We start from the raw sequence: 22,162 nt of genomic DNA, 5'->3' as shown, positions 1-22,162 counted from the left end.
GGTGGGGGCCGCCGAGGTAGAGCGTAGCGAAACCCACCATGCGCTCCAGGGGCGGTGCCGGTGGGTTTCGCTACGCTCTACCCACCCTGCAGGTTCATCCGGATGATCTATTGCGTCAGCGCGCAAAGCCGAGTTCCCGGTCATACCACTGGCCGCATTGCGCGACAAACTCGTCTGCCGCATGCCGTGCCTTGCGCTTCGCCTTGTCGCCGGCGATGCCGGCCGTCCGCGCAACTTCTTCATTGGCCCTGGCTTGCCGGCGGGCCAGGTTCGCGCATTTTTTCTGTCTTGCGGCGCTCGCGTGCGAAGCCTTGCGCAGATCCCTTTGTTCAAGCGCCTCGCGCCGGTGGCGCTCTCCCTCGAGCTTTTTCAGCTTGTGCTGATCGAGATCGGCCTCGCGTTTCGCCGCGCCGGTATCCGCCGGCGCGGTATGGTTCGCCTCGATCAGCTTGCCGCCGTCGCACGGTGTATCGGTATAGGTGACCTTGCCGCCGGCTTCGCATTTGTAGACGGCGAATGCCGGCGCCGATAGTGCGAGCAGCAGGAGAGCGAACAGCGGCGTTTTCCCGTTCATAGGATTTTTCCCGGATTCATCAAGCCCAGCGGATCGAGCGCCTGTTTCACCGCCCGCATCATCTGCAGTTCCACCGCCGTTTTGTACCTGCGGATTTCGTCACGCTTGAGCGCCCCGATGCCGTGCTCGGCAGAAATCGAGCCGCCGAACCGGTGCACGCTGTCATGCACCACGCGGTTGACCGGTTCCTGGCGCTGGATGAACGCGTCCGCCGGCTCGCCTTCCGGCGCCGACACGTTGTAATGCAGGTTGCCGTCGCCGAGATGGCCGAAGGTGACCATCCGGCAGCCGGGAAACTGCTGCTGCAGCAGCGCATCGGTGGCGCGGATGAACTCGCCGATGCGCGAGATCGGCACCGACACGTCGTGCTTCACATTCTTGCCTTCCTCGGCCTGCGCCAGCGGAATGTGCTCGCGCAGCTGCCACAACGCTTTCGATTGCGCGATGGAGGAAGCCACCACCGCGTCCTGGATGATGTCCTGTTCCAGCGCGTCCGTGATCAGGCCTTCCAGCACGCCGTTCGCATGTTTCTCCGATTCGCTGTCGGACAGTTCGAGCAGCACATATTGCGGGTAAGCCTGCGGAAAGGGCAGGCGCATCTGCGGAAAGTGCTTCGTCACCAGGCGCAGGCTGAAATCGGACATCAGCTCGAAGCCGGTGAGCCCGGCTCCGCATTTGTCCTGTGCGAGCGACAACAGGCGCAGCGCATCCTCCGGCGTGCGCAGCGCCGCCAGCGCGGTCAGCTGTGCCTGCGGCTGCGGGTAGAGCTTGAGTACGGCGGCGGTGATCACGCCCAGCGTTCCTTCCGCGCCGATGAAAAGGTCGCGCAGGTCGTAACCGGTATTGTCCTTGCGCAGGCCGCGCAAGCCGTCCCAGACCTCGCCATCCGCAGTGACGACTTCCAGTCCGAGGCAAAGCTCGCGGGTATTGCCGTAACGCAGGACAGCGGTGCCGCCGGCATTCGTGGCGAGGTTGCCGCCGATGGTGCAGCTGCCCTCGGCCGCGAGCGACAGCGGAAACAGGCGGCCGGCTTCGGCAGCGGCCTCCTGAATCCGCTGCAGGATGCATCCGGCTTCGACCGTCATCGTGTTGTTGACCGGATCGATTGCGCGTATGCGATTCAGACGCGCCGTCGACAATATGAGCGCGCTGCCGCTGTCATCGGGCACGCTGCCCAGCACGAGGCCGGTATTGCCGCCTTGCGGCACGATGGGGACACGGTGCTGCACGCACAGGCGCACCAGCGCGGCAAGCTCCGCGGTCGTCGCCGGCCTGGCGACGGCAAGTGCGCGTCCGGTGTAGCGGCGCCGCCAGTCGGTCAGGTAGCCCGCCATGTCGGCGGCGTCGGTCAGCAGGTGGGCTGCGCCGATGGCGGCGCGGCACTGGTCTAGGAACGGGTTCATTTCGACGCCTTCTGGATCGCTTGCTGCGCCAGCTTCTTGGCTGCCTTCTTGAACGGGCGCAAGTACAGAATGGTGCATACGAAGAAAAGGGTCGTCAGCGCCACTTCCACCCAGCCGAGCGTGGCCGACAGGCCGCGGTCGCTGGTGGCGCGCACGATGCCCTCGCCGAAATACAGCAGGATCAGCATCGATGCCCACTGCATGGTGTAAAGATCGCGCTTGAGCACGCCGCGCAGCGGCAGCAACAGCGGAATGACCTTCAGCACCAGCCAGGATCCGCCCGGGCGCAAGGGCGCGAGCGCCAGTTCCCAGGCCACGCACAGCAGAATCAGCAATACCAGGCTGGCGACCGAGCCGGCGTGATAGGTCTTTTGCATCGTTCCCTGCATCATTGCCTCCTCAGCCTGACCGCGGTTTCGGCGAGCCGGCGGCCAAGCGCGACGGCCAGCACCCGGCTGTCGTCCGAGACCGTGTGCGTGCCGTTCGACCCGGACCAGTGGCTGGCGCCGTAGGGGGTGCCGCCGCTGGCGGTGGTCATCAGTTGCGGATGGGTATACGGCAGCCCCATCATGAGCATCCCGTGGTGCAGCAGCGGGATCATCATCGACAGCAGCGTGGCTTCCTGGCCGCCGTGCAGGCTGCCGGTCGAGGTGAATACGCAGGCCGGCTTGCCGGCAAGCGCGCCGGACAGCCACTGGGCGGAAGTCCCATCCAGAAAATACTTCAGGGGCGCCGCCATGTTGCCGAAGCGGGTAGGCGAGCCCATCGCCAGGCCGGCGCATTCTTCGAGGTCGCGCAATTCGGCATACGGAGCGCCGCTGCCCGGAATCGCCGGTTCGGTGGCTTCGGCCACGGTGGATACCGGCGGCACCGTACGCAGCCGGGCTTCGCAGCCGGAAACGCTTTCCACGCCCTGGGCGATCAGCTCGGCCAGTTTGCGCGTCGCACCGTTCCGGGAATAATACAGGACAAGAATCGGGAGGTCGGAGGCAATCATGCTTGGTATTATAGGCTGCTTTGACAGCCAAAAAATTCACCCAGGAAGCAATGCCGCCTTCGCAGATGACCGATCGAATGTTCCTTTCCAGGCTACCTTTATTCCAGCGCTTTCCGCTCGACGACATGCGCGGGCTGTGGCGTTTCGCGATGCGGCGCCTCGACCAGGAACGCCTGCCGCAGGTGGCCGGCAGCCTCACGTTGACCACCGTGCTGGCGCTGGTGCCGATGCTCACGGTCGCGTTCGCGATCTTTACCACTTTCCCGATGTTCAATACCTTCCGCGCATCCCTGGAAGCGTATTTCATCAAGAGCGTGATGCCCAAGGGTATCGCCAACACCATACTCGGCAACCTGAACCAGTTCGCGAACAAGGCGACACGGCTGTCCGCGGTCGGCGCGATCGGCCTGATTCTGACGACGCTGATCATGATGATGACCATCGACCGCGCGTTCAACCACATCTGGCGGGTGAAGTCGTCGCGTCCGTTCCACCAGCGGCTGGTCGTCTACTGGGCGATCATGACCCTCGGCCCGCTGCTGATCGGCGTGTCGATCTCGGTGACATCCCATCTGCTGACCGCAACCAGCGGCGTGGTGAGCAGCGTGCCGTTCTTCGGGGCGATGGCGTACACCGTGATTTCGGTGACCCTGACCACGGTGGCGTTCACGCTGCTCTACATCGTGGTGCCGAACCGTTTCGTCGACTGGCGCGATGCCGCCGCGGGCGGCCTGCTGGCGGCGGTCGCCTTTGAAATCGCCAAGCGCGCGTTCGTGGTATTCATCACCCAGTTCCCGACCTACACCGTGATCTACGGCGCGCTGGCCGCGCTGCCGATCTTCCTGCTGTGGGTCTATGTCTCCTGGCTGCTAACGCTGATGGGCGCGGTGCTCGCGGCGGCGCTGCCGGTGGTGAAGTACGAGCGCTGGTGGCACGAGGCGTCGCCGGGCAGCGCCTTCATCGAGGCGATGGCGATCCTGGAAGTGCTGCACGACGCGCGCGCGGAGGGGGCCACGGCATCGGTGGATGCGCGTACCATCCGTGATCGGACCCGGCTCGGGTTCGATGAGTCCGAATCCCTGCTGCAGAGGATGCTCGATGCCGGCTGGGTCGGACGCATCAAGGCGGAGACGCCGAAACGCAGCCGCTTCGGCAAGCGCATCATCGAAGGCAAGGACAACTGGGTATTGCTGATCAATCCGGAAAAGCTGAAGGTGGCCGACGTCTACCGGCTGTTTGTATTCAATACTGCCAGCAACGAGCTGCTGGCGAAGAAGGTGGAGAATGCGGTGGAAAAGGGCCTGGATGAAACCCTTTCCACCCACTTCATGCAGGGCAAGCTTGCCGCGACCAGCTAGCCGCGGCCTCGTGGGCATCCCTGCCCGCCACGCGGCCTCGTCCCCGCTTCAGTTCAGCGGCCAGCGAAGCCGTACAGCGCTTCGAGCACCGCATCCGGCTGTTCCGCCATCAGCGAGTGCCCGCATGCGTCGATCTGCTGCACCTGGCAGCCGGCGATGGCCTGCGACAGCGCCGCGGCCGCCTTGGGCGGCGTCATCATGTCCCGTTTCCCCAGCAGCAGCAGGGTCGGGCAGGCAACCGACTTCGCCGCGTTTTCTCCGTTCGCGTAGGCATTGCATGCCGAAAAACCGGTATGGAAAACCTTGTGCTCCGGGTTGCGCCGGGAGACCTGCTGCATCAGGCGGCGGCTGCCGCCCATCACATAGAAACCGGGACCCGGGCTGGACGGCTTGTGCGCGATCGAGCTGTGCGACCAGATGTTGACCATGTCGACCGCGTCCTGCTCGCGGTTCAGCGCCGCATCGAGCAGCGCCTCCGATACCTTCATCGGATAGGCGGTGCCAACCAGGGCCAGCTTTGCCACGCGCTGCGGCGCCCGGAATGCGGCTTCCAGCGCGATCAGCGAGCCCATGCTGTGTCCGACCAGGATGGCCTTCTGCACGCCGGCCGCGTCGAGCAATGCGAGCAGCCAGTCGGCCATCGCTTCCACGCTGGCCAGCGGCGCGCCCTTGCTGCGGCCGTGGCCGGGCAGGTCGACCGCCAGCACGCCGTAGCCGTGGTGTGCGAAATAACGGGTCTGCAGGGTCCAGACCGAGTGGTCGTTCTGCGCGCCGTGAATGAACACGACGGTCGGCAATTCCGGGTTGAATGCCTTGCCGCCGGTGTAGCAGAAGGTATCCTGTCCTTGTACGTTCAGCAGCATCTTAAGCTCCCTTCTGTGCGGCTTTCAGCCCGCGTGCCAGGTCTTCGATCAGGTCGTCCGCGTCTTCCAGTCCGATCGACAGGCGCATCGTGCCTTCGGTGATGCCGGAAGCGGCAAGCTGTTCGGTCGGCACGCGGAAGTGGGTGGTCGACGCCGGATGGATGACCAGCGACTTGGCGTCGCCGACGTTGGCCAGGTGCGAGAAGACCTTGAGCGACTCGACAAAACGGCGGCCGGCGGCGCGGTCGCCCTTGATGCCGAAGGAGAAGACGGCGCCGCAGCCCTTGGGCAGCAGCGTCTTTGCCAGCGCGTGGTCGGGATGCGATTCCAGTTCCGGGTAGGACACCGATTCCACCGCCGGATGGGCCGCCAGGAATTCCACCACCTTGCGGGTATTTGCCACATGGCGCTCCATGCGCAGGCTGAGCGTCTCGATGCCCTGCAGGATCGCGAACGCATTGTGCGGGCTCATCACCGCGCCGAAGTCGCGCAGGCCCTCGCGCCGGGCGCGCAGCGAGAAGGGCGCCACCGAGGATTCCTCCGAAAACACCATGCCGTGGAAGCCGTCGTACGGCTCGCACAGCTCGGCGAAATGGCCGGTCTTTTCATAGGCTTGCTGCCAGTCGAAGGTGCCGCCGTCCACCAGCAGCCCGCCGATCGCGGTGCCGTGGCCGCACAGGAACTTGGTCGCCGAATGGAAAAGCAGGTCGGCGCCGTGGTCGAAGGGACGCAGCAGGTAGGGCGTGGTGAAGGTCGCGTCCACCATCAGCGGCAGGTAGTGTTCATGCGCGATCTCGGCGACTTTCGGGATGTCCAGCACGTCCAGGCCGGGATTGCCGAGGGTTTCCCCGAACAGCACCTTGGTGTTCGGCCGGATCGCCGCGCGCCAGGCGTCGAGGTCGCGCGGATCGACGAAGGTGGTCTCGATGCCGAAGCGCTTCATGGTATATGCAAGCAGGTTCTGCGAGCCGCCGTACAGCGCACGCGAGGCGACCACATGGGAGCCGGCCCCGGCGATCGTAGCCAGGCCGAGATGCATTGCCGCCTGTCCGCTGGCGACCGCGAGCCCGGCCACGCCGCCTTCAAGCGCAGCGATGCGCTCTTCCAGCACCGCGTTGGTCGGATTGGAAATGCGCGAGTACACATGCCCGGCGCGTTCCATGTTGAACAGCGACGCCGCGTGGTCGGAATCCTTGAAGACGAAGGACGTGGTCAGGTAGATCGGCGTCGCGCGCGCGCCGGTGGCCGGGTCCGGCGCTGCGCCGGCGTGCAGGGACAGGGTGTCGAACCCTGGGTATTTGGGGCCGCTCATTGGTATGTCTCCAAAACTTGTTCTAGATCAGTCTTGCGTCGGTCTCTCTGCGAGTCCTTGCATGCTAGCATTGAATGCAACAGCCGGCTGTCACCCGGGCGACAACCCACCGGCTGGATTTTTCATGCAGCTTAGGCTACATTTCAAACGGGACAACAACAATTTTTCCTCCTGGGACGATGCCATGAAAGTATCCGAAATCCTCAAAGTCAAAGGCGACATCCTCTATACCGTAACCCCGGATACGCCGCTGCAGAAGGCGGTCGAGGCGATGGCCGAGAAGGACATCGGCTCGCTGGTCGTGATGGAGTTCGGCGAACTGGTCGGCATGCTGACCTTCCGGGAAGTGATGAAGACGCTCTATGAAAACAAGGGCTCTGTTGGCGCGGAGACCGTGCGCAAGCACATGGATGACCACCCGATCACCATTACGCCCGATACCGAAGTCAATGAAGTCCGCCGCCTGATGCTGGAACGCCATGCACGCTACGTGCCGGTCGTTAGCGCCAAGACGCTGCACGGCGTCATTTCCTTCTATGACGTCGCCAAGGCCGTGTTCGAAGCGCAGAGCTTCGAGAACAAGATGCTCAAGGCCTATATCCGCGACTGGCCGTCCGAGGGTGACGAATAAGATACTGCCTCGCACTAATGGCAGGGAAAGCCGTTCATGGACCAAGCCGTCCATGAGCGGCTTTTTCATTTCTGCGCGCCTTTTGCATTTTCTGACCTGATTTCTGATCGAGAAAGGACTTCTCCATGCATATTGCCATTGTCGGCGCCGGCCTTGCCGGACTGACCTGTGCCCGCCATCTTGCGGAGCGCGGTCACCGCGTCGTGATTTATGAACGCAACGCCGAAGCCGGCGGGCGAATGGGGACGCGCCAGACCGAGCTCGGCGGCTTCGACCACGGCGCGCAGTACTTCACCGCAAGCAGCGACACGTTCAGGAAGGAAGTCGCCGCCTGGCGCAAGGCGGGCTGGGTCGCGCCCTGGGCCGGGCGCCTGGTGAGCCTCGACCAGGGACGCGCATCCGCCGCCGGCCGTTCCGGCGCGCAGCAGCGCATGGTCGCGGTGCCGGGCATGGGCGCGCTCGGACAGCATCTGGCGCAAGGCCTGTCGATCCGTTTCGAACAGACGGTGCGGCGCCTCGAACGCTTCGGCGGGCAATGGCTGCTGGCGGTGCAAGCCGAGACCGTCGCGATCGACGCCAGCGCCGGGCCGTTCGATGCCGTGATCCTGGCGCTTCCCGCGGATCTCGCGCAGCCGCTGCTGCAGCCGGTGTCGCCCCTGGCCGGCGAGGTCGGCCAGGAGCACCTGGCGCCGTGCTGGGCGCTGATCCTCGGCTTCCAGGACGAGCTGGGGCTCCCGTATGACGGTGCCTGGGTGCAGGGATCGCGCTTGAAATGGATCGCGCGCGACGCTTCCAAGCCGGAGCGGCGCCCGGGCGAACACTGGATCGCGCACGCGTCGCCGGAGTGGAGCACCGAACATCTTGCCGACGATCCCGAGCGCGTCAAGGAAAAACTGCTCAAGGCCTTCCACCAGGCGACCGGCTCGCAGGTGCGGCCGGTTTACGCTGACGTGCACCGCTGGCGCTATGCGCAGGCGACCAGCACGCTGCCCGGAGAGTGCCTGTGGGATGCGCAGGCGCGGCTTGGGGTCTGCGGCGACTGGTTTGCTGCCGGCCTGGACGGCAGTGGCAGGGTGGAGAACGCGTTTCTCTCCGGCCTTGCGCTGGCCCGGGCCGCAGCATAAGTGTCAGGCGCAGGAAGACTGCGCCCGGATCGGTTCGTCGTCGACCTGCCGCTGCGGCGCCATCAGCGGCAGGCTGATGACGAAAGCGCTGCCCTTGCCGACTTCGCTCTGCACGCGGATGCGGCCACCGAGAATTCCGGTCACGATATTGTGGGTGATGTTCAGCCCCAGCCCGGAGCCGCCGGCACCCAGCTTGGTGGTGAAGAAGGGATCGAAGATGCGGTTCAGGTTCGCGGGCGGGATGCCGACCCCGTCGTCCCTGACCGCCAGTTCCATCCATCCCTCGCCGCTCTCTTCCGCCGAAATGGTGACGGTGCCGGACTGCCGGCCTTCGAAGCCGTGCAGCAGGGCGTTGTTGACGAGGTTCGTGACCACCTGGCCGAGCGGCCCCGGATAGCTGTCCATGGAAAGCGAATCCGGGATGTGCTGCCGCACGATGAACGAAGTCTTTTTCAGGGTCGGCCACAACGTGAGCATGATTTCGGACACCACCTCCGCCAGCGAGAACCGGCGGCGCTGCGAACTGGTCTGGTCGACCGCCACCTGCTTGAAGCCCGTCACCAGGTTCGCCGCGCGTTGCAGGTTGCGCACCAGGATGTCGCCCGCCGTACCGGCGTCGTTGATGTAGCTTTCCAGCGTGGAACGGCGCAACCCGTTGCTCTGGTAGCTCGCCGCCAGCGCACGCGTCTGATCCGCCAGCGTGCTCGCCGCCATCAGGCTGTTTCCGATCGGCGTATTGAGCTCATGCGCGATGCCCGCCACCAGCGAGCCGAGCGCTGCCAGCTTTTCGCTGCGCACCAGTTCCTCCTGCGCCTTGTTCAGCGTTTCCAGGGTGTGCGCCAGTTCTTCGTTCGCCTGCTGCAGTTCTTCCGTGCGGCGGATCACGCGCTGTTCGAGGGTCGCATTCAGTTCCCGGATCTCGTTCTCGATGCGCCGCTTGTCGGTGACGTCGGCGCATGCAAGGATGCCGTAGCGTTCGCCTGCCAGCGTGAAGATGTGTCCGGCGAACTGCACCAGGATCTTGCTGCCGTCGCCGCGGTACATCCATAGCTCGCGGCTGCTGTCGGTGCTGCCGGTGCGCTTGAGTTCCTCCACCAGCAATGCGCGGTCGGCGGCGTCGCAATAGAGGCCAAGCTCGCTGGTATTCCTGCCGATCACGTTTTCCCTGCTGCGCAGGAACAAGCGCTCGAACGCGCGGTTGACGTCCTTGACGATGTAATTGCCGCGCACCTGGGTGACCCACATTGCGATCGGCGACGACTGGAAGATCGTGGAGAAGCGCTGTTCGCTGTTGCGAAGCTCCTCCTCGGCGCGCTTGCGCTCCAGCTCCGCAGAAGCACGTTCGCTGAATACCTGCAGCAGCGACTTGATCAGGTCCGGATTTCCCATCGGTTCGGTATGCATCACGGCGAGCACGCCGATGGTGTTGCCGGCCGCGTCGCGCAACGGCGCTCCCGCGTAGCTCACCCATCCCTGTTCGCCGAGCGAGATCTGGTTCGGGAACCGGGAACGCACGCCGGATGCGAACACGCAGATGTCGCCTTCGAGCGTTTGTTCGCATGGCGTGCCGCTGCTGCTGTATTCGAAGTTGTCGACGGCATGGCCGCGCACGTGGGCGGCGATCGAGCGCAGGGTGCTTTGCGCACTCGGCATGCGCAGGCCGATGAAGGCGCAGTCGGTGCGCAGGGCGGAAGCAAGGTCGGCGACCAGCAGTTCGAAGAAGGATTCCCCGGCGATGTCGCGGGTGCCCTGCGCCAGGCGCAGCAGCGCGCGGTCCGCCTCCGCCTTGCGCTCTTCCAGCAGGCGCTGGTCGGTGATGTCCCGGATTACAGCAAGGGCATAACGTTCGTTGTTGGCGCTGAATACCGTGGCGTTGGTCATGCACTTACGCAGCTGGCCGTGCTTGGTGCGCATGTCCCACTCGAAGTTGCGCGCCATCCTGCCGGCGCTCAGTTCCTGCAGCAGCGCCCGGCGCTGGCCCGGGTGCACCCAGATATTGAGGTCGACCGTGGTCCTGCCGACCGACTCTGCGCGCGAGTATCCCGAGATCAGCTCGAAGGTCTGGTTGACGTCGATCAGCACGCCGTCGCTCATGCGCGAGATGGAAATCGAGTCGGGATTGCACTGGAAAGCGCCGGCGAACTTGGCTTCGGACAGGCTGAGCGCTTCTTCCGCGTGGCGCTTCTCGGTGATGTCTTCGGCAATCGACAGCAGGCGGGCTGACTTGCCGTCCTCGTCGGCGATATGCGTGTGACTCCACTGACAGGTGATGATGCTGCCGTCGGAACGCCGGTTCTGGCTGATGTTTCGGCTGTCGCCCTGTCCGGAGGTGAGCCGGCTGAACAAGGCGTTCACCGATTCGCGGCTGGCATCGGGAATGATGAAACCCGCATGTCTTCCGATCGCCTGCTCCCGGCGGTAGCCGAAGATGCGCTCGGCGGCCGCATTCCATTCGATTACCTGGAACGCGCGGTCCCACTCGATGATCGCGATCGGGCTTTGCTCAACCAGCACGCGGAACCGCTCTTCGCGTTCGTACAGCTCCTGCTCGATGCGCTTGCGCTTATCGATGTCCCGCTCGAGTTCGCGGTTCTTGCTGTCGAGTTCCTCGAACAGTTTGCGCAGGCTGATCCGCGTGTCTTCCATGCGCCGGCTCAGCAAGCCGATCTCGTCCAGGCGCTGCCAGGTAAACGGCACGTCGAGCTCGCGGCCGGCGAGGCGCTCCGCGCCGGCTCCCAGCTTTTGCAGCGGCCGGACCAGGCGGCGGTCGAGCAGGGCAAGGATCAGCGCGATCGACAACGCCGCCTGCGCCAGCACCGCTCCCATCGACTCCATCAGGCCCTTGAGCATGTTGCTGCGCAGGCGCGCGCTGCCTACCTCGATCTTGACCGAGCCTATCGTGCTTTCCCGGTAAATCACCGGCTTTTCTGTGGCTGCGGTAAATCCGTCGCGCCGCTCCGGGCGCTGCTTCGACACGAACACGCCGAGTGCATTGTCGCGCACTTCGATATGCACGATGTCCGTATTGCGGGACATCATCGCGTCCAGCAACGCGTTGCCGCTTTCCTGGTTGATGTTCCACAGCGGTTCCTGCATGCCGTTGGACAGAATGTCGGCGTTCTGCTCGAGGAGTTCCAGTGTCTGCTTCTTGATGCCGTCGTTGTATTGCCTGAACCAGGAATAGCCGCTGATCAGCAAGGCCGGCGCGAGCAGACCGAGCACCACCACCAGCACGATTGCGCGCCTTAAGGTAAGGGTGCGTCCCTTGAAGATCATGGAGGTCCCGTCCCGCGAAAGTGTCCGAGTTGCCGGCTCGCCGACGGCGCTACTTCGCGCCGTTGTCGGTAAGCCAGGCGGTAAGCTGGTCGACTGCCATGGGCCGGGCAAACAGGTAGCCCTGAGCGAGCGGGCAGCCAAGCGCGCGCAGGATTTCCGCCTGGCGCTCATCCTCGACACCTTCGGCCACCACCGACAGACCGAGGTTGCGGCCGAGCTGGATCACCATTTCGGCGATGCTGCTGCCGCGCGACGAACTGGTGATCTCGGTGACGAAGCTGCGGTCGATCTTCAGCCGGTCGGCCTGCAGGCGCTGCAGGTAGCTGAGCGAGGAGAATCCGGTGCCGAAGTCGTCGATGGCAATGCTCACGCCGGTCTGCTTGACCTGGCCGAGCAGCTGGATGAGCGCATCCGGCTCTTCCATGGCGATCGATTCGGTAATCTCCAGCTCGACACGGGACGGGTCGGCCTGCGTTTCCGCCAGCACCGTTCGCAGCATGTTGAGAAAGCGCGGATGGCGGAACTGCACCTGCGACACGTTGACGGAAATGGTGAACTGGTCGAATCCGAGCTTGCTGAGCCTGACGAGTTCAGTGCAGGCGTCTCGCATCACCCGTTCGCCGATGTCGATGATCAGGCCGGAGTACTCGGCGATCGGTATGAATCGGTCCGGTGGCACGAAGCTGCCGTCCTTGGTGCGCCAGCGCAGCAGCGCTTCCGCGCCGACCGGACGGCGGGTGGCGAGATCGATCTGCGGCTGGTAGACGACGAACAGCTCGCGGTTCTCGTGCGCGTTGCGCAATGCGTGCATCATTCGCACGCGCTCGCGGATGTCCACGCCCATGCTGCGCGAAAAGTAGAAATGCCCGGCGCGCTGCACCTGCTTGGCGCGCTTGAGCGCGATATCCGCATCCTTGAGCGCATCCGTGCCGCGTCCCTCGTAGTCGCCGAGGCGGACCAGGCCGGCGGTGGCGGAAAGCCGGACGTCCTGACCGTCGATGCTGAACGGTTCCTCGAACAGGTCCAGCAGCACGGCCGGATTGACCAGCGCGGCATCGCCGAGCACGCCGAAGGTGTCGCCGGCGACGCGGGCGATGACCAGCTGGTCGCCGAGCTGCGCCTGCAGGCGGGCGGAAACGCCGAGCAGCAGCAGGTCGCCGAACTGGTGGCCGAGCGCATCGTTGGTTTCCGAAAAATGGTCGATGTCCACCAGCGCGAGCGTCGCGTCGCCGCGGTTTGCGCCGGTCAGCGCATCGTCCACCAGTTCCCGCAGGCGGGTACGGTTGGGCAGCTTGGTCAGCGTGTCGTAGAACGCGAAATCGTGCAGGCGCGTGACCAGCAGGACATTGTCCAGGCCGACCGCGATGTTGCGGCAGAAGACTTCCAGCAGGCGGCGGTCGATTTCGCCAAGGGAAGCGCGTGTGTCGAAATAGGCGGCGAAGTCGCGGTTGGCGTTGCCGCCGAAGTACAGCGTCGCAAAGTCGGCGCCATAGATGTTGTTGCGCTGCCCGATGCAGCGGTGCAGCAATTGAGCGATGCGTGCGTCGCGCACTTCCTGGCAGGCGCCGGCAATCCTGGCATGGACGCCGGCTGCCGCGATGACCTGCAGTTCGCGCTCATGCCCGTTCGGACGTTCCTGCACGCACAGCACGCCGTTGCCTTCCATGTCGAGAAGCCGTGCGACTTGCGCGATCACGCCATCGGCGAAATTGTTCAGGCCGTGCAGCGCCATCAGTTCGGCGCTGGCGCGCACGATCCGGTCCAGCCCGCGCCGGCTCGCGTTGATCGCGCGGATCTGCTCGTAGGAACGGATCGCGGCGGTTACCGTGGTATACAGCTTGATGCGGGTAAGCTCGGACTTGGTCTTGTAGTCGTTGATGTCGAAATCGCGGATGGCATCGATCTCGGGCGCATAGCCTGGCTGGCCGGTACGCAGGATGATGCGCACCTCGGAGAGTTTCAGCACCTCGCGGATGTGGCGCACCAGCTGCAGGCCGGAATCCTCCTGCTCCATCACCACGTCGAGCAGGATGACTGCGATGTCGTCTTCCTGCGCCAGCAGTTCGCGCGCCTCGGCCGCCGAGTAGGCATGGAGGAATTCCAGCGGACGCTGCTGCATTTCCAGGTTGCTGAGCGCGAACGTGGTCGCGGAATGGACGTCAGTGTCGTCGTCCACGATCATCACGCGCCATACCCCCTTCGCCTCCGCTTGCGCGCGGGTGTCTGACGCGGGAACTGTTTCGTCAAGAAATACGAGATCGTCGTCGGCTGCCGCTGTCGATCTGCTCATTGTCCTCTCCAGCTGCGCGTGTTTTGTATAGGCAACATATCCGGCATCCGCTGGCGAAATAGGCAGGATGCCTTTGTTGCCTGTTCTGTCATGTCGTGCCGCGCCGGTGCGGAACCGGGCATGCTGATACCGCTGGACATATCTTGCATATTAGTAACTGTTCCTCGATGTTGCACGATATTTTTGCGACGTGCAATCGCCTGTTGTGCATGTGCGTGGTTTTCGCGGCATTCCGTCGACATTCGTTGTCATGCTGGTCATTTTTCCGGTGGTCGACAATTGGCGGAGACGCGCGTCGATACGTTAGAATCGATCCTTTCCAGATCAACACCATTCCCCATCATGTCCGGCAACACCTTTGGCACGCTCTTTACCGTTACCACCTTCGGCGAATCGCACGGACCGGCCATCGGCTGCGTGGTGGACGGCTGCCCGCCGGGCATGGCGTTGTCGGAGGCGGACATCCAGCCGGAACTGGACCGGCGCAAGCCCGGAACCTCGCGCCATGTGACCCAGCGCCAGGAATCCGACACGGTGGAAATCCTGTCCGGCGTGTTTGAAGGCAAGACCACGGGCACGCCGATTGCGCTGTTGATCCGCAACGAAGACCAGCGCAGCAAGGATTACGGCAACATCGCCGATACTTTCCGTCCCGGCCATGCCGACTACGCGTACTGGCACAAGTACGGCATCCGCGACCCGCGCGGCGGCGGCCGCTCGTCGGCGCGCCTGACGGCGCCGGTGGTCGGCGCCGCGGCGATTGCGAAAAAATGGCTGCAACAGCAGTACGGCACCACTTTCATCGGCTGCATGAGCCAGCTCGGCGAGATCGCCATCCCGTTCGAATCCTGGGAGCATGTGCCGAACAATCCCTTTTTCGCCGCGAACGCGACGATCCTGCCGCAGCTTGAAGCGTATATGGACCAGCTGCGCAAGGATGGCGACTCCTGCGGCGCGCGCATCGAGGTGGTGGCGCAGAACGTTCCGGTCGGGCTGGGCGAGCCGATCTACGACAAGCTGGATGCCGACATCGCCTATGCGATGATGGGCATCAATGCGGTGAAAGGCGTTGAAATCGGCGCCGGCTTCAGGTCGGTGGCGCAGAAGGGAACGGAACACGGCGACGAACTGACGCCGGAAGGATTCCTGACGAACAATGCTGGCGGCGTGCTGGGCGGGATCTCCACCGGACAGGACATCACGGTGTCGATCGCGATCAAGCCGACCTCCAGCATCCGCACGCCGCGCCGCTCGATCGACAAGAGCGGCAACCCGGTCAATGTCGAGACCCATGGCCGGCATGATCCCTGCGTCGGCATCCGCGCCACGCCGATCGCCGAGGCAATGCTGGCGCTGGTGCTGATGGACCATGCGCTGCGCCATCGCGCGCAGTGCGGCGACGTGCGCGTCGCCACCCCGAAGATCGCCGCCCGCGCGAAATAAGCGCATCCCCGCGCCCGCCAGGTACCGCCGGGGCGGGCGCCGGCTGACCGCCGCGCCGGTGGCGGACCGACAAAAATTCAAACGCAAGAACCTTCCCGTGCAGCACCCGCCCTGGCCCAAGCAATCCTTCAGCTTCGCGCTGTTTTTTTTCGCGTACTACGGCTACGTGGGCGTGTTTTCGCCCTATGCCAGCCTCTATTTTTCCGAGCGCGGCATGACTGCCGCCCAGATTGGCGTGCTGATGTCGCTGATGCAGGTGATGCGGATTTTCGGCCCCAACCTGTGGGGATGGGTGGCCGACCGCCACCAGCAGCGCGTGCGGGTGCTGCGCATCACCGCGGTCGCCGCGGCGGCCTGCTTCGTCGGCATGTTCTTCGGCCAGACCTTCGCGCAGTTCTTCCTCGTGATGGTCGCGGTCAACCTGTTCACCAGCGCGCAAGCGCCGCTGTCGGAAGCGCTGATGCTTTCCGAGATGCGCGGCGACCTGACCCATTACGGGAGGCTGCGGCTGTGGGGTTCGGTCGGCTTCATCCTGGCGGTGACCGCGGCCGGCCCGCTGCTCGACTGGCAGGGCATCCGCCTGATGCCATGGATCGCGCTGGCGCTGCTGTCGCTGGTGCTGTATTCCAGCCTGCGGATGCAGGAAACGCCGCACGCCGACCTGCACGGCAGCGCGCCGTCGGTGGCCGCGCTGCTGCGCCGGCCTGAAGTGGCCGCCTTCTTCGCGTCGACCTTCCTGATGATCGCCGCCCATGCGTCGCTCTACGTGTTTTACTCGCTGTACCTGGCGCGCATCGGCTACAGCAATACGGTGATCGGGCTGATGTGGTCGCTCGGCGTGGTGGTGGAAATCGTCTTTTTCTTCTACCAGGCGCCGATCTTCAAGCGCTTCGGCATACGCAACCTGATGATTGCGAGCCTGCTGATTGCGGTAGCTCGATTCCTGATGATCGGTTTCGGAGCACAATCGCTGCTGGTACTGCTCGTGGCGCAGGTGATGCACGCGGCGACCTTCGGGGTGCATCATTCGGCCTCGGTGGCGACGCTGCAGCGCTGGTTTTCCGGCCCGCTGCAGGCGCGCGGACAGGCGCTGTTCACCAGTATTTCCTATGGGTTAGGCGGCACGCTCGGCGGGCTGGCGATGGGGGAGCTCTGGGAAACATTCGGTCCGCAGGCAGTCTATCTGATTGCGGCGGTCTTCTCGCTTGCCGGAGCCGCCGCCGCAGTCTTGTCCTATCGGTGGCAGTCGCATCATCATCAGGAGAGCGCATGAAATCGATCGTCAGGAACATGAAGCCGGTGCTGGCTGGCGCCAGCCTCCTTGCCCTCGTGGCGTGCGAAACGGTGCAGACCACTCAGGGCGGTGTGGTCGGTGTCGACCGCCCGCAGAAAATGGCCGTGTCGGCGCAGGAGCTGGAAGGCGTCTCGAGCCAGCAGTACGCCGCGCTGATGGCGCAGGAGCGGCAGAAGGGCACCGTCAACCGTAACCCGGCCCAGGTCGCGCGGGTCCGCGCCATCGTCAACCGGCTCATTCCGCAGACCGCCGCCTTCCGCGCCGACGCGCGGGCCTGGGCGTGGGAAGCGAATGTCCTGACATCGCCGGAGGTGAATGCCTGGTGTATGCCGGGAGGAAAGATCGCCGTCTACACCGGCCTCATCGAAAAACTGCAGCTCACCGACGATGAGCTGGCAGCCGTGCTGGGCCACGAGATCGCGCATGCCTTGCGCGAGCATGCGCGGGAGCGCGCGTCCGAGGAAATGGTTGCAGGCACTGTCATTTCGATCGGCGCCGCGCTCGCCGGCCTCGGCCAGGGAACGCAGCAGCTGGCAGAGTATGCTTACATGGGCGCGCGGGGGCTGCCCAACTCGCGCCGGCACGAGACCGAAGCCGATCGCGTCGGCATCGAGCTGGCGGCGCGCGCCGGCTACAACCCGCAGGCGGCCGTCAGCCTGTGGCAGAAAATGGGGCAGCTCGGCGGCGGCGAGACGATCAAATTCCTGTCGACACACCCGTCCCAGTCCGAGCGCCTGAGCGACCTGACCGTCTATGCGCAGCGCGTGATGCCCCTGTACGAACAGGCAAAAAAGCAACGCTGATTGCAAAACAGCCAATTCGGACCGCCCGCGCCCTTGTCCGCGGGCGTTTTTCATTGGGGGGCGGCGCGGCGTCCGGCTTGGTTTTGCGTTGCACAACTATGGCATAATCGAAGACTATTTTTCCCGTTTCTGCGCTATAGAGCGGCTGGCGGGGCAGTTCAGGGGCTCCCTGAAATGACCCGCAAACCGCTCGAGGCGCACCTTTTTGCAGGCTTTCGATCCATGGCCCAAACGCTCTACGACAAACTCTGGGAGTCGCACGTCGTCCATACCGAGGAAGACGGCACCGCCGTCCTCTACATCGACCGCCACCTGGTGCATGAAGTCACCAGCCCGCAGGCATTCGAAGGTCTGAAGCTGGCCGGCCGCAAGCCGTGGCGCCTGTCCGCCAACCTGGCGGTGGCCGACCACAACGTGCCGACCACCGACCGCGCCAACGGCATCGCCGACCCGATCTCGCGCCTGCAGGTCGAAACCCTGGATGCGAATACCAGGGAATACGGGGTGACCTACTTCAGCATGCGCGACAAGCGCCAGGGCATCGTGCACGTGATCGGGCCGGAACAGGGCGCGACGCTGCCGGGCATGACCGTGGTCTGCGGCGACTCGCACACCTCCACCCATGGCGCGTTCGGCTGCCTGGCGCACGGCATCGGCACTTCGGAAGTCGAGCATGTGCTGGCGACCCAGACCCTGTTGGCCAAGAAATCCAAATCCATGCTGGTGCAGGTCGACGGCGCGCTGCCGTTCGGCGTCACCGCCAAGGACATCGTGCTGGCGGTGATCGGCAGGATCGGCACCGCCGGCGGCACCGGCTACGCGATCGAGTTCGCCGGCTCCACCATCCGCGGCCTGTCGATGGAAGGCCGCATGACGATCTGCAACATGGCGATCGAAGCGGGCGCGCGCGCCGGCATGATTGCCGTCGACGACACCACGATCAACTACGTCAAGGGGCGTCCGTTCGCGCCCGTCGGCCCCCACTGGGAGCGCGCGGTCGAGTACTGGCGCACGCTGCACTCCGATGCCGGCGCGAAGTTCGACATGGTGGTCACGCTCAACGCCGCCGAGATCAAGCCGCAGGTCACCTGGGGCACCTCGCCCGAGATGGTGGTCGCGGTCGACGACCGCGTGCCGGATCCGGAAAAGGAAAAGGATGCGGTCAAGCGCGACGCGATGGAAAAGGCGCTGGTCTACATGGGCCTGAAGCCGAACACCGCGATTGCCGACATCCGTATCGACAAGGTATTCATCGGGTCCTGCACCAATTCCCGCATCGAGGACCTGCGCGCGGCCGCCGCCGTCGTGCGCGGCAAGTTCCGCGCGTCCAACGTGAAGCTGGCGCTGGTGGTGCCGGGTTCCGGGCTGGTGAAGGAGCAGGCCGAGCGCGAAGGACTCGACAAGATCTTCAAGGATGCGGGCTTCGAATGGCGCGAGCCGGGCTGCTCCATGTGCCTGGCAATGAATGCCGACCGGCTGGAGCCGGGCGAGCGCTGCGCCTCGACGTCCAACCGCAATTTCGAAGGCCGCCAGGGGCAGGGCAGCCGCACCCACCTGGTGTCGCCGGCGATGGCCGCGGCGGCCGGCATCCAAGGGCATTTCGTCGACGTGCGCGCATTGCGATAGCTTTTTTTCAGGGAGGACAAGAATGAAAAAAATCATCGTGCTCATTGCTTCCTCGCTCATCATCATGGGCTGCAACACCGTCCAGGGCATCGGCAAGGATGTGAAGAAGGCAGGCGAAGTTGTCGAGAACGCCGCCAAGAGATAGTGAAGTCACGCCGTCCCGGGCCGGGGCGGCGCAAGAGAATCAGGACCATGGATAAATTCACCATACACGAAGGCCTGGTGGCCCCGCTGGATCGCGCCAATGTCGATACCGACGCCATCATCCCGAAGCAGTTTCTGAAGTCGATCCAGCGTACCGGCTTCGGCCCCAACCTGTTCGACGAGTGGCGTTACCTCGACCACGGCGAGCCGGGCATGGACAATTCGAAGCGCCCGCTGAACCCGGACTTCTTGCTGAACCAGCCGCGCTACCAGGGCGCCTCCGTCCTCCTGACCCGCAAGAACTTCGGCTGCGGCTCCTCGCGCGAACATGCGCCGTGGGCGCTGCAGCAGTACGGCTTCCGCGGGGTGATCGCGCCCAGCTTTGCCGATATCTTCTTCAACAACTGCTTCAAGAACGGCCTGCTGCCGATCGTACTGTCGGAAGTGCAGGTCGACCAGCTGTTCAACGAGGTCAAGGCCTTCCCCGGCTTCCGCCTGGTGATCGACCTCGAAAACCAGGTGGTGCGCACCGCGAACGGCAGCGCCAGCTATGCGTTCGAGGTGGATGCGTTCCGCAAGTACTGCCTGCTCAACGGCCTGGACGACATCGGCCTGACGTTGCGCCACGCCGACAAGATCCGCGCGTTCGAAGAACGCCACCTCGCGGCCCGGCCGTGGCTTGCGAACACGATTCAACAATAAACGCAGACGAGTACAGATGAAAATTGCAATCCTGCCGGGCGACGGCATCGGTCCCGAGATCATCGAACAAGCGGTGCGCGTGCTCAATGCGCTCGATGAAAAGTTTGACATGGAGTCCGCGCCGGTCGGCGGCGCCGGCTACGAGGCGCACGGCCATCCCCTGCCCGAGGGCACGCTGAAGCTGGCCAAGGAAGCCGACGCGGTGCTGTTCGGCGCGGTCGGCGATTGGAAATACGACAAGCTGGACCGTCCGCTGCGTCCCGAGCAGGCGATCCTCGGACTGCGCAAGAACCTCAACCTGTTCGCGAATCTGCGTCCGGCGATCCTGTATCCGGAACTGGCGGGCGCATCCACGCTCAAAGCCGAGGTCGTTTCGGGCCTCGACATCCTGATCATCCGCGAACTCACCGGCGACATCTACTTCGGCCAGCCGCGCGGCGTGCGCGAATGCCCGGATGGCCCGTTCAAGGGCGAGCGTGAAGGTTTCGACACGATGCGTTATGCCGAGACCGAGATCCGCCGCATCGCGCATGTTGCCTTCCAGGCAGCGCGCAAGCGCGGCAAGCGCCTGACCAGCGTGGACAAGGCCAATGTGCTGGAGACCTTCCAGTTCTGGAAGGACATCGTGACCGACGTGCACAAGGACTATCCGGATGTCGCGCTGGACCACATGTATGTCGACAACGCGGCAATGCAGCTGGTGCGCGCGCCGAAGAAGTTCGACGTGATCGTGACCGGCAACATGTTCGGCGACATCCTGTCCGACGCGGCCGCGATGCTGACCGGCTCGATCGGCATGCTGCCGTCGGCCTCGCTGGATGCGAACAACAAGGGCCTGTACGAACCGTCGCACGGTTCCGCGCCCGACATCGCCGGTAAGGGGATCGCCAATCCGCTGGCGACCATCCTGTCGGCGGCGATGATGCTGCGCTTCTCCCTGAACAGGCCGGAGCAGGCGGACCGCGTGGAAAACGCGGTCAAGGCGGTGCTTGCGCAGGGGCTGCGCACCCCCGACATCTATGAAGAGGGTACGACCAAGGTCGGTACGAAGGAAATGGGTGACGCGGTGGTGAAGGCGCTGGCGTCGTAATGAACAGGCAGGGCGCGCAGGCGCCCGTTGCGCCGGCCGCGACGGAAAACGGCCGGAATGGTTTCGAAGTGTCCTTGAGGGAGAAAATCGTGAAGTTAGTCGGTCTGGTGGGTTGGCGCGGTATGGTGGGCTCGGTCCTGATGCAGCGCATGCAGGAAGAGGGCGATTTCGCTCATATCGAGCCGGTATTCTTTTCGACTTCCAATGCAGGCGGCAAGGCCCCCGCAATGGCGAAAAACGAAACCGCGCTGAAAGACGCCAACAATATTGATGAGCTGAAGAAGTGCGACATCATCATTACCTGCCAGGGCGGCGACTACACCACCGAGATTTTCCCGAAGCTGCGCGCGGCGGGCTGGAACGGCTACTGGATCGACGCCGCGTCCACGCTGCGCATGGCCGATGACGCGGTCATCATCCTCGACCCGGTCAACCGCCACGTGATCGACGCCGCGCTGGCCAAGGGCGTCAAGAACTACATTGGCGGCAACTGCACCAACTCGATCATGCTGATGGGCATGAACGGCCTGTTCCGCGAAGGCCTCGTGGAATGGGTCAGCTCGATGACTTACCAGGCAGCCTCGGGCGGCGGCGCGAACCACATGCGCGAACTGCTCAAGGGCATGGGCGTGATCCACAACGCCGTCGCCGACGAACTGGCGACCCCGGCGTCCGCGATCCTCGACATCGACCGCAAGGTAGCCGAGACCATCCGCAACGACGTGCCGCGCGAGTACTTCCCGGCCCCGCTTGCCGGCGGCCTGATCCCGTGGATCGACAAGCAGCTCGACAACGGCCAGTCCAAGGAAGAGTGGAAGGGCCAGGCCGAGGTCAACAAGATCCTCGGCAATGCGCAACCGATCCCGGTCGACGGCCTGTGCGTGCGCATCGGCGCGATGCGCTGCCACAGCCTGGCGCTGACCGTGAAGCTGCGGAAGGACCTGCCGCTGTCCCAGATCGAAGGCATCATCAAGGCCGGCAATCCGTGGGTGAAGTGGGTGCCGAACGACCGCTCGACCACCGAGAAAGAACTGACCCCCGCGTCGATCACCGGCGGCCTGGAAGTCGGCGTCGGCCGCGTGCGCAAGCTGAACATGGGGCCGGAGTACCTGTCGGCCTTCGTGATCGGCGACCAGCTGCTGTGGGGCGCGGCCGAACCGCTGCGCCGTATGCTGCGCATCGTTCTGGACGCTTGATGCGAACGGTTGGAAATAGATAGTTATAAATAGATA

19 protein-coding genes are annotated in these 22,162 nt (G+C 64.4%); 11 read left to right on the top strand and 8 right to left on the bottom strand.

Annotated elements, in window-relative coordinates; genetic code table 11:
* Positions 1 to 115: 115 nt before the first annotated feature.
* Genes VEC01_RS04915 through wrbA form a run of 4 tightly spaced genes read right to left on the bottom strand, consistent with a single transcriptional unit; the run spans position 116 to position 2,974 of the window.
* Complete coding sequence (locus VEC01_RS04915) at positions 116 to 574, bottom strand: DUF4124 domain-containing protein (protein WP_324899334.1); 459 nt, start codon at positions 572 to 574, stop codon at positions 116 to 118.
* A complete protein-coding gene (locus VEC01_RS04910; protein ID WP_324899332.1) occupies positions 571 to 1,977 on the bottom strand; it encodes an FAD-binding oxidoreductase in 1,407 nt (468 codons plus the stop codon). Before VEC01_RS04910 ends, VEC01_RS04915 begins: the two co-directional genes overlap by 4 nt.
* Positions 1,974 to 2,366, bottom strand: coding sequence for a DUF2069 domain-containing protein (locus VEC01_RS04905; protein ID WP_414691414.1), 393 nt, complete (start codon positions 2,364 to 2,366; stop codon positions 1,974 to 1,976). Before VEC01_RS04905 ends, VEC01_RS04910 begins: the two co-directional genes overlap by 4 nt.
* A complete protein-coding gene (gene wrbA / locus VEC01_RS04900; protein WP_324899329.1) occupies positions 2,366 to 2,974 on the bottom strand; it encodes an NAD(P)H:quinone oxidoreductase in 609 nt (202 codons plus the stop codon). The genes VEC01_RS04905 and wrbA overlap by 1 nt, the downstream gene beginning before the upstream one ends.
* Before the next feature lie 65 nt (positions 2,975 to 3,039).
* Here wrbA and VEC01_RS04895 point away from each other — a divergent pair, with 65 nt between their 5' ends.
* Complete coding sequence (locus tag VEC01_RS04895) at positions 3,040 to 4,332, top strand: YihY family inner membrane protein (protein ID WP_324899327.1); 1,293 nt, start codon at positions 3,040 to 3,042, stop codon at positions 4,330 to 4,332.
* A 53-nt stretch (positions 4,333 to 4,385) separates the two neighbouring features.
* Here the strand turns inward: VEC01_RS04895 and VEC01_RS04890 are convergent, their stop codons facing one another.
* Both VEC01_RS04890 and VEC01_RS04885 read right to left on the bottom strand, forming a co-directional pair.
* Positions 4,386 to 5,195: an alpha/beta hydrolase gene (locus VEC01_RS04890; protein ID WP_324899325.1), complete on the bottom strand. Its 810-nt coding sequence runs from the start codon at positions 5,193 to 5,195 to the stop codon at positions 4,386 to 4,388.
* Position 5,196: 1 nt separating this feature from the next.
* Positions 5,197 to 6,507 carry an O-acetylhomoserine aminocarboxypropyltransferase gene (locus VEC01_RS04885; protein ID WP_324899323.1) on the bottom strand — a complete coding sequence of 437 codons (1,311 nt, stop codon included), beginning with the start codon at positions 6,505 to 6,507 and terminating at the stop codon, positions 5,197 to 5,199.
* 184 nt (positions 6,508 to 6,691) lie between these two features.
* Here VEC01_RS04885 and VEC01_RS04880 point away from each other — a divergent pair, with 184 nt between their 5' ends.
* Together VEC01_RS04880 and VEC01_RS04875 are read left to right on the top strand one after the other, a co-directional pair.
* On the top strand, positions 6,692 to 7,138 hold the full coding sequence (locus VEC01_RS04880) for a CBS domain-containing protein (RefSeq protein ID WP_324899321.1): 447 nt from the start codon (positions 6,692 to 6,694) through the stop codon (positions 7,136 to 7,138).
* Positions 7,139 to 7,263: 125 nt separating this feature from the next.
* Complete coding sequence (locus VEC01_RS04875; RefSeq protein WP_324899319.1) at positions 7,264 to 8,262, top strand: NAD(P)/FAD-dependent oxidoreductase; 999 nt, start codon at positions 7,264 to 7,266, stop codon at positions 8,260 to 8,262.
* Between the two features lie 3 nt (positions 8,263 to 8,265).
* On the opposite strand, the gene VEC01_RS04870 is transcribed toward VEC01_RS04875, so the two are convergent.
* Both VEC01_RS04870 and VEC01_RS04865 read right to left on the bottom strand, forming a co-directional pair.
* Positions 8,266 to 11,538 carry a PAS domain S-box protein gene (locus VEC01_RS04870; RefSeq protein WP_324899317.1) on the bottom strand — a complete coding sequence of 1,091 codons (3,273 nt, stop codon included), beginning with the start codon at positions 11,536 to 11,538 and terminating at the stop codon, positions 8,266 to 8,268.
* Positions 11,539 to 11,587: 49 nt separating this feature from the next.
* A complete protein-coding gene (locus VEC01_RS04865) occupies positions 11,588 to 13,828 on the bottom strand; it encodes a two-component system response regulator (protein ID WP_324899315.1) in 2,241 nt (746 codons plus the stop codon).
* A gap of 342 nt (positions 13,829 to 14,170) precedes the next feature.
* Between VEC01_RS04865 and aroC the strand changes: the two genes are divergently transcribed.
* The 8 genes from aroC to asd all read left to right on the top strand — a co-directional run bounded on the left by aroC (position 14,171) and on the right by asd (position 22,126).
* Positions 14,171 to 15,271: a chorismate synthase gene (aroC, locus tag VEC01_RS04860; RefSeq protein ID WP_324899313.1), complete on the top strand. Its 1,101-nt coding sequence runs from the start codon at positions 14,171 to 14,173 to the stop codon at positions 15,269 to 15,271.
* Positions 15,272 to 15,368: 97 nt separating this feature from the next.
* Complete coding sequence (locus VEC01_RS04855) at positions 15,369 to 16,544, top strand: MFS transporter (protein WP_324899311.1); 1,176 nt, start codon at positions 15,369 to 15,371, stop codon at positions 16,542 to 16,544.
* Positions 16,541 to 17,368: a M48 family metallopeptidase gene (locus tag VEC01_RS04850; protein ID WP_324899309.1), complete on the top strand. Its 828-nt coding sequence runs from the start codon at positions 16,541 to 16,543 to the stop codon at positions 17,366 to 17,368. The genes VEC01_RS04855 and VEC01_RS04850 overlap by 4 nt, the downstream gene beginning before the upstream one ends.
* 222 nt (positions 17,369 to 17,590) lie before the next feature.
* Positions 17,591 to 18,994 carry a 3-isopropylmalate dehydratase large subunit gene (gene leuC, locus VEC01_RS04845; protein ID WP_324899307.1) on the top strand — a complete coding sequence of 468 codons (1,404 nt, stop codon included), beginning with the start codon at positions 17,591 to 17,593 and terminating at the stop codon, positions 18,992 to 18,994.
* 22 nt (positions 18,995 to 19,016) lie between these two features.
* The gene (locus VEC01_RS04840) at positions 19,017 to 19,139 is read left to right on the top strand and encodes an entericidin A/B family lipoprotein (protein ID WP_324899305.1); all 123 of its coding nucleotides are present in this window, start codon (positions 19,017 to 19,019) and stop codon (positions 19,137 to 19,139) included.
* Between the two features lie 47 nt (positions 19,140 to 19,186).
* On the top strand, positions 19,187 to 19,840 hold the full coding sequence (gene leuD, locus VEC01_RS04835; RefSeq protein WP_324899303.1) for a 3-isopropylmalate dehydratase small subunit: 654 nt from the start codon (positions 19,187 to 19,189) through the stop codon (positions 19,838 to 19,840).
* A 16-nt stretch (positions 19,841 to 19,856) separates the two neighbouring features.
* Positions 19,857 to 20,930: a 3-isopropylmalate dehydrogenase gene (leuB, locus tag VEC01_RS04830; RefSeq protein ID WP_324899301.1), complete on the top strand. Its 1,074-nt coding sequence runs from the start codon at positions 19,857 to 19,859 to the stop codon at positions 20,928 to 20,930.
* Positions 20,931 to 21,019: 89 nt separating this feature from the next.
* Positions 21,020 to 22,126: an aspartate-semialdehyde dehydrogenase gene (asd, locus tag VEC01_RS04825; protein ID WP_324899299.1), complete on the top strand. Its 1,107-nt coding sequence runs from the start codon at positions 21,020 to 21,022 to the stop codon at positions 22,124 to 22,126.
* Positions 22,127 to 22,162 lie beyond the last annotated feature (36 nt).

This window comes from Noviherbaspirillum sp. (assembly GCF_035627455.1).
Taxonomy (GTDB): domain Bacteria; phylum Pseudomonadota; class Gammaproteobacteria; order Burkholderiales; family Burkholderiaceae_D; genus Noviherbaspirillum.
Note: the sequence above shows the minus strand (reverse complement) of the source record. Positions and strands in the feature narration are given on the sequence as shown.

Coding starts and splice junctions, on each gene's coding strand:
- VEC01_RS04915 (WP_324899334.1), bottom strand. CDS start 574: ATGAACGGGAAAACGCCGCTGTTCGCTCTCCTGCTGCTCGCACTATCG.
- VEC01_RS04910 (WP_324899332.1), bottom strand. CDS start 1,977: ATGAACCCGTTCCTAGACCAGTGCCGCGCCGCCATCGGCGCAGCCCAC.
- VEC01_RS04905 (WP_414691414.1), bottom strand. CDS start 2,366: ATGCAGGGAACGATGCAAAAGACCTATCACGCCGGCTCGGTCGCCAGC.
- wrbA (WP_324899329.1), bottom strand. CDS start 2,974: ATGATTGCCTCCGACCTCCCGATTCTTGTCCTGTATTATTCCCGGAAC.
- VEC01_RS04895 (WP_324899327.1), top strand. CDS start 3,040: ATGACCGATCGAATGTTCCTTTCCAGGCTACCTTTATTCCAGCGCTTT.
- VEC01_RS04890 (WP_324899325.1), bottom strand. CDS start 5,195: ATGCTGCTGAACGTACAAGGACAGGATACCTTCTGCTACACCGGCGGC.
- VEC01_RS04885 (WP_324899323.1), bottom strand. CDS start 6,507: ATGAGCGGCCCCAAATACCCAGGGTTCGACACCCTGTCCCTGCACGCC.
- VEC01_RS04880 (WP_324899321.1), top strand. CDS start 6,692: ATGAAAGTATCCGAAATCCTCAAAGTCAAAGGCGACATCCTCTATACC.
- VEC01_RS04875 (WP_324899319.1), top strand. CDS start 7,264: ATGCATATTGCCATTGTCGGCGCCGGCCTTGCCGGACTGACCTGTGCC.
- VEC01_RS04870 (WP_324899317.1), bottom strand. CDS start 11,538: ATGATCTTCAAGGGACGCACCCTTACCTTAAGGCGCGCAATCGTGCTG.
- VEC01_RS04865 (WP_324899315.1), bottom strand. CDS start 13,828: ATGAGCAGATCGACAGCGGCAGCCGACGACGATCTCGTATTTCTTGAC.
- aroC (WP_324899313.1), top strand. CDS start 14,171: ATGTCCGGCAACACCTTTGGCACGCTCTTTACCGTTACCACCTTCGGC.
- VEC01_RS04850 (WP_324899309.1), top strand. CDS start 16,541: ATGAAATCGATCGTCAGGAACATGAAGCCGGTGCTGGCTGGCGCCAGC.
- leuC (WP_324899307.1), top strand. CDS start 17,591: ATGGCCCAAACGCTCTACGACAAACTCTGGGAGTCGCACGTCGTCCAT.
- VEC01_RS04840 (WP_324899305.1), top strand. CDS start 19,017: ATGAAAAAAATCATCGTGCTCATTGCTTCCTCGCTCATCATCATGGGC.
- leuD (WP_324899303.1), top strand. CDS start 19,187: ATGGATAAATTCACCATACACGAAGGCCTGGTGGCCCCGCTGGATCGC.
- leuB (WP_324899301.1), top strand. CDS start 19,857: ATGAAAATTGCAATCCTGCCGGGCGACGGCATCGGTCCCGAGATCATC.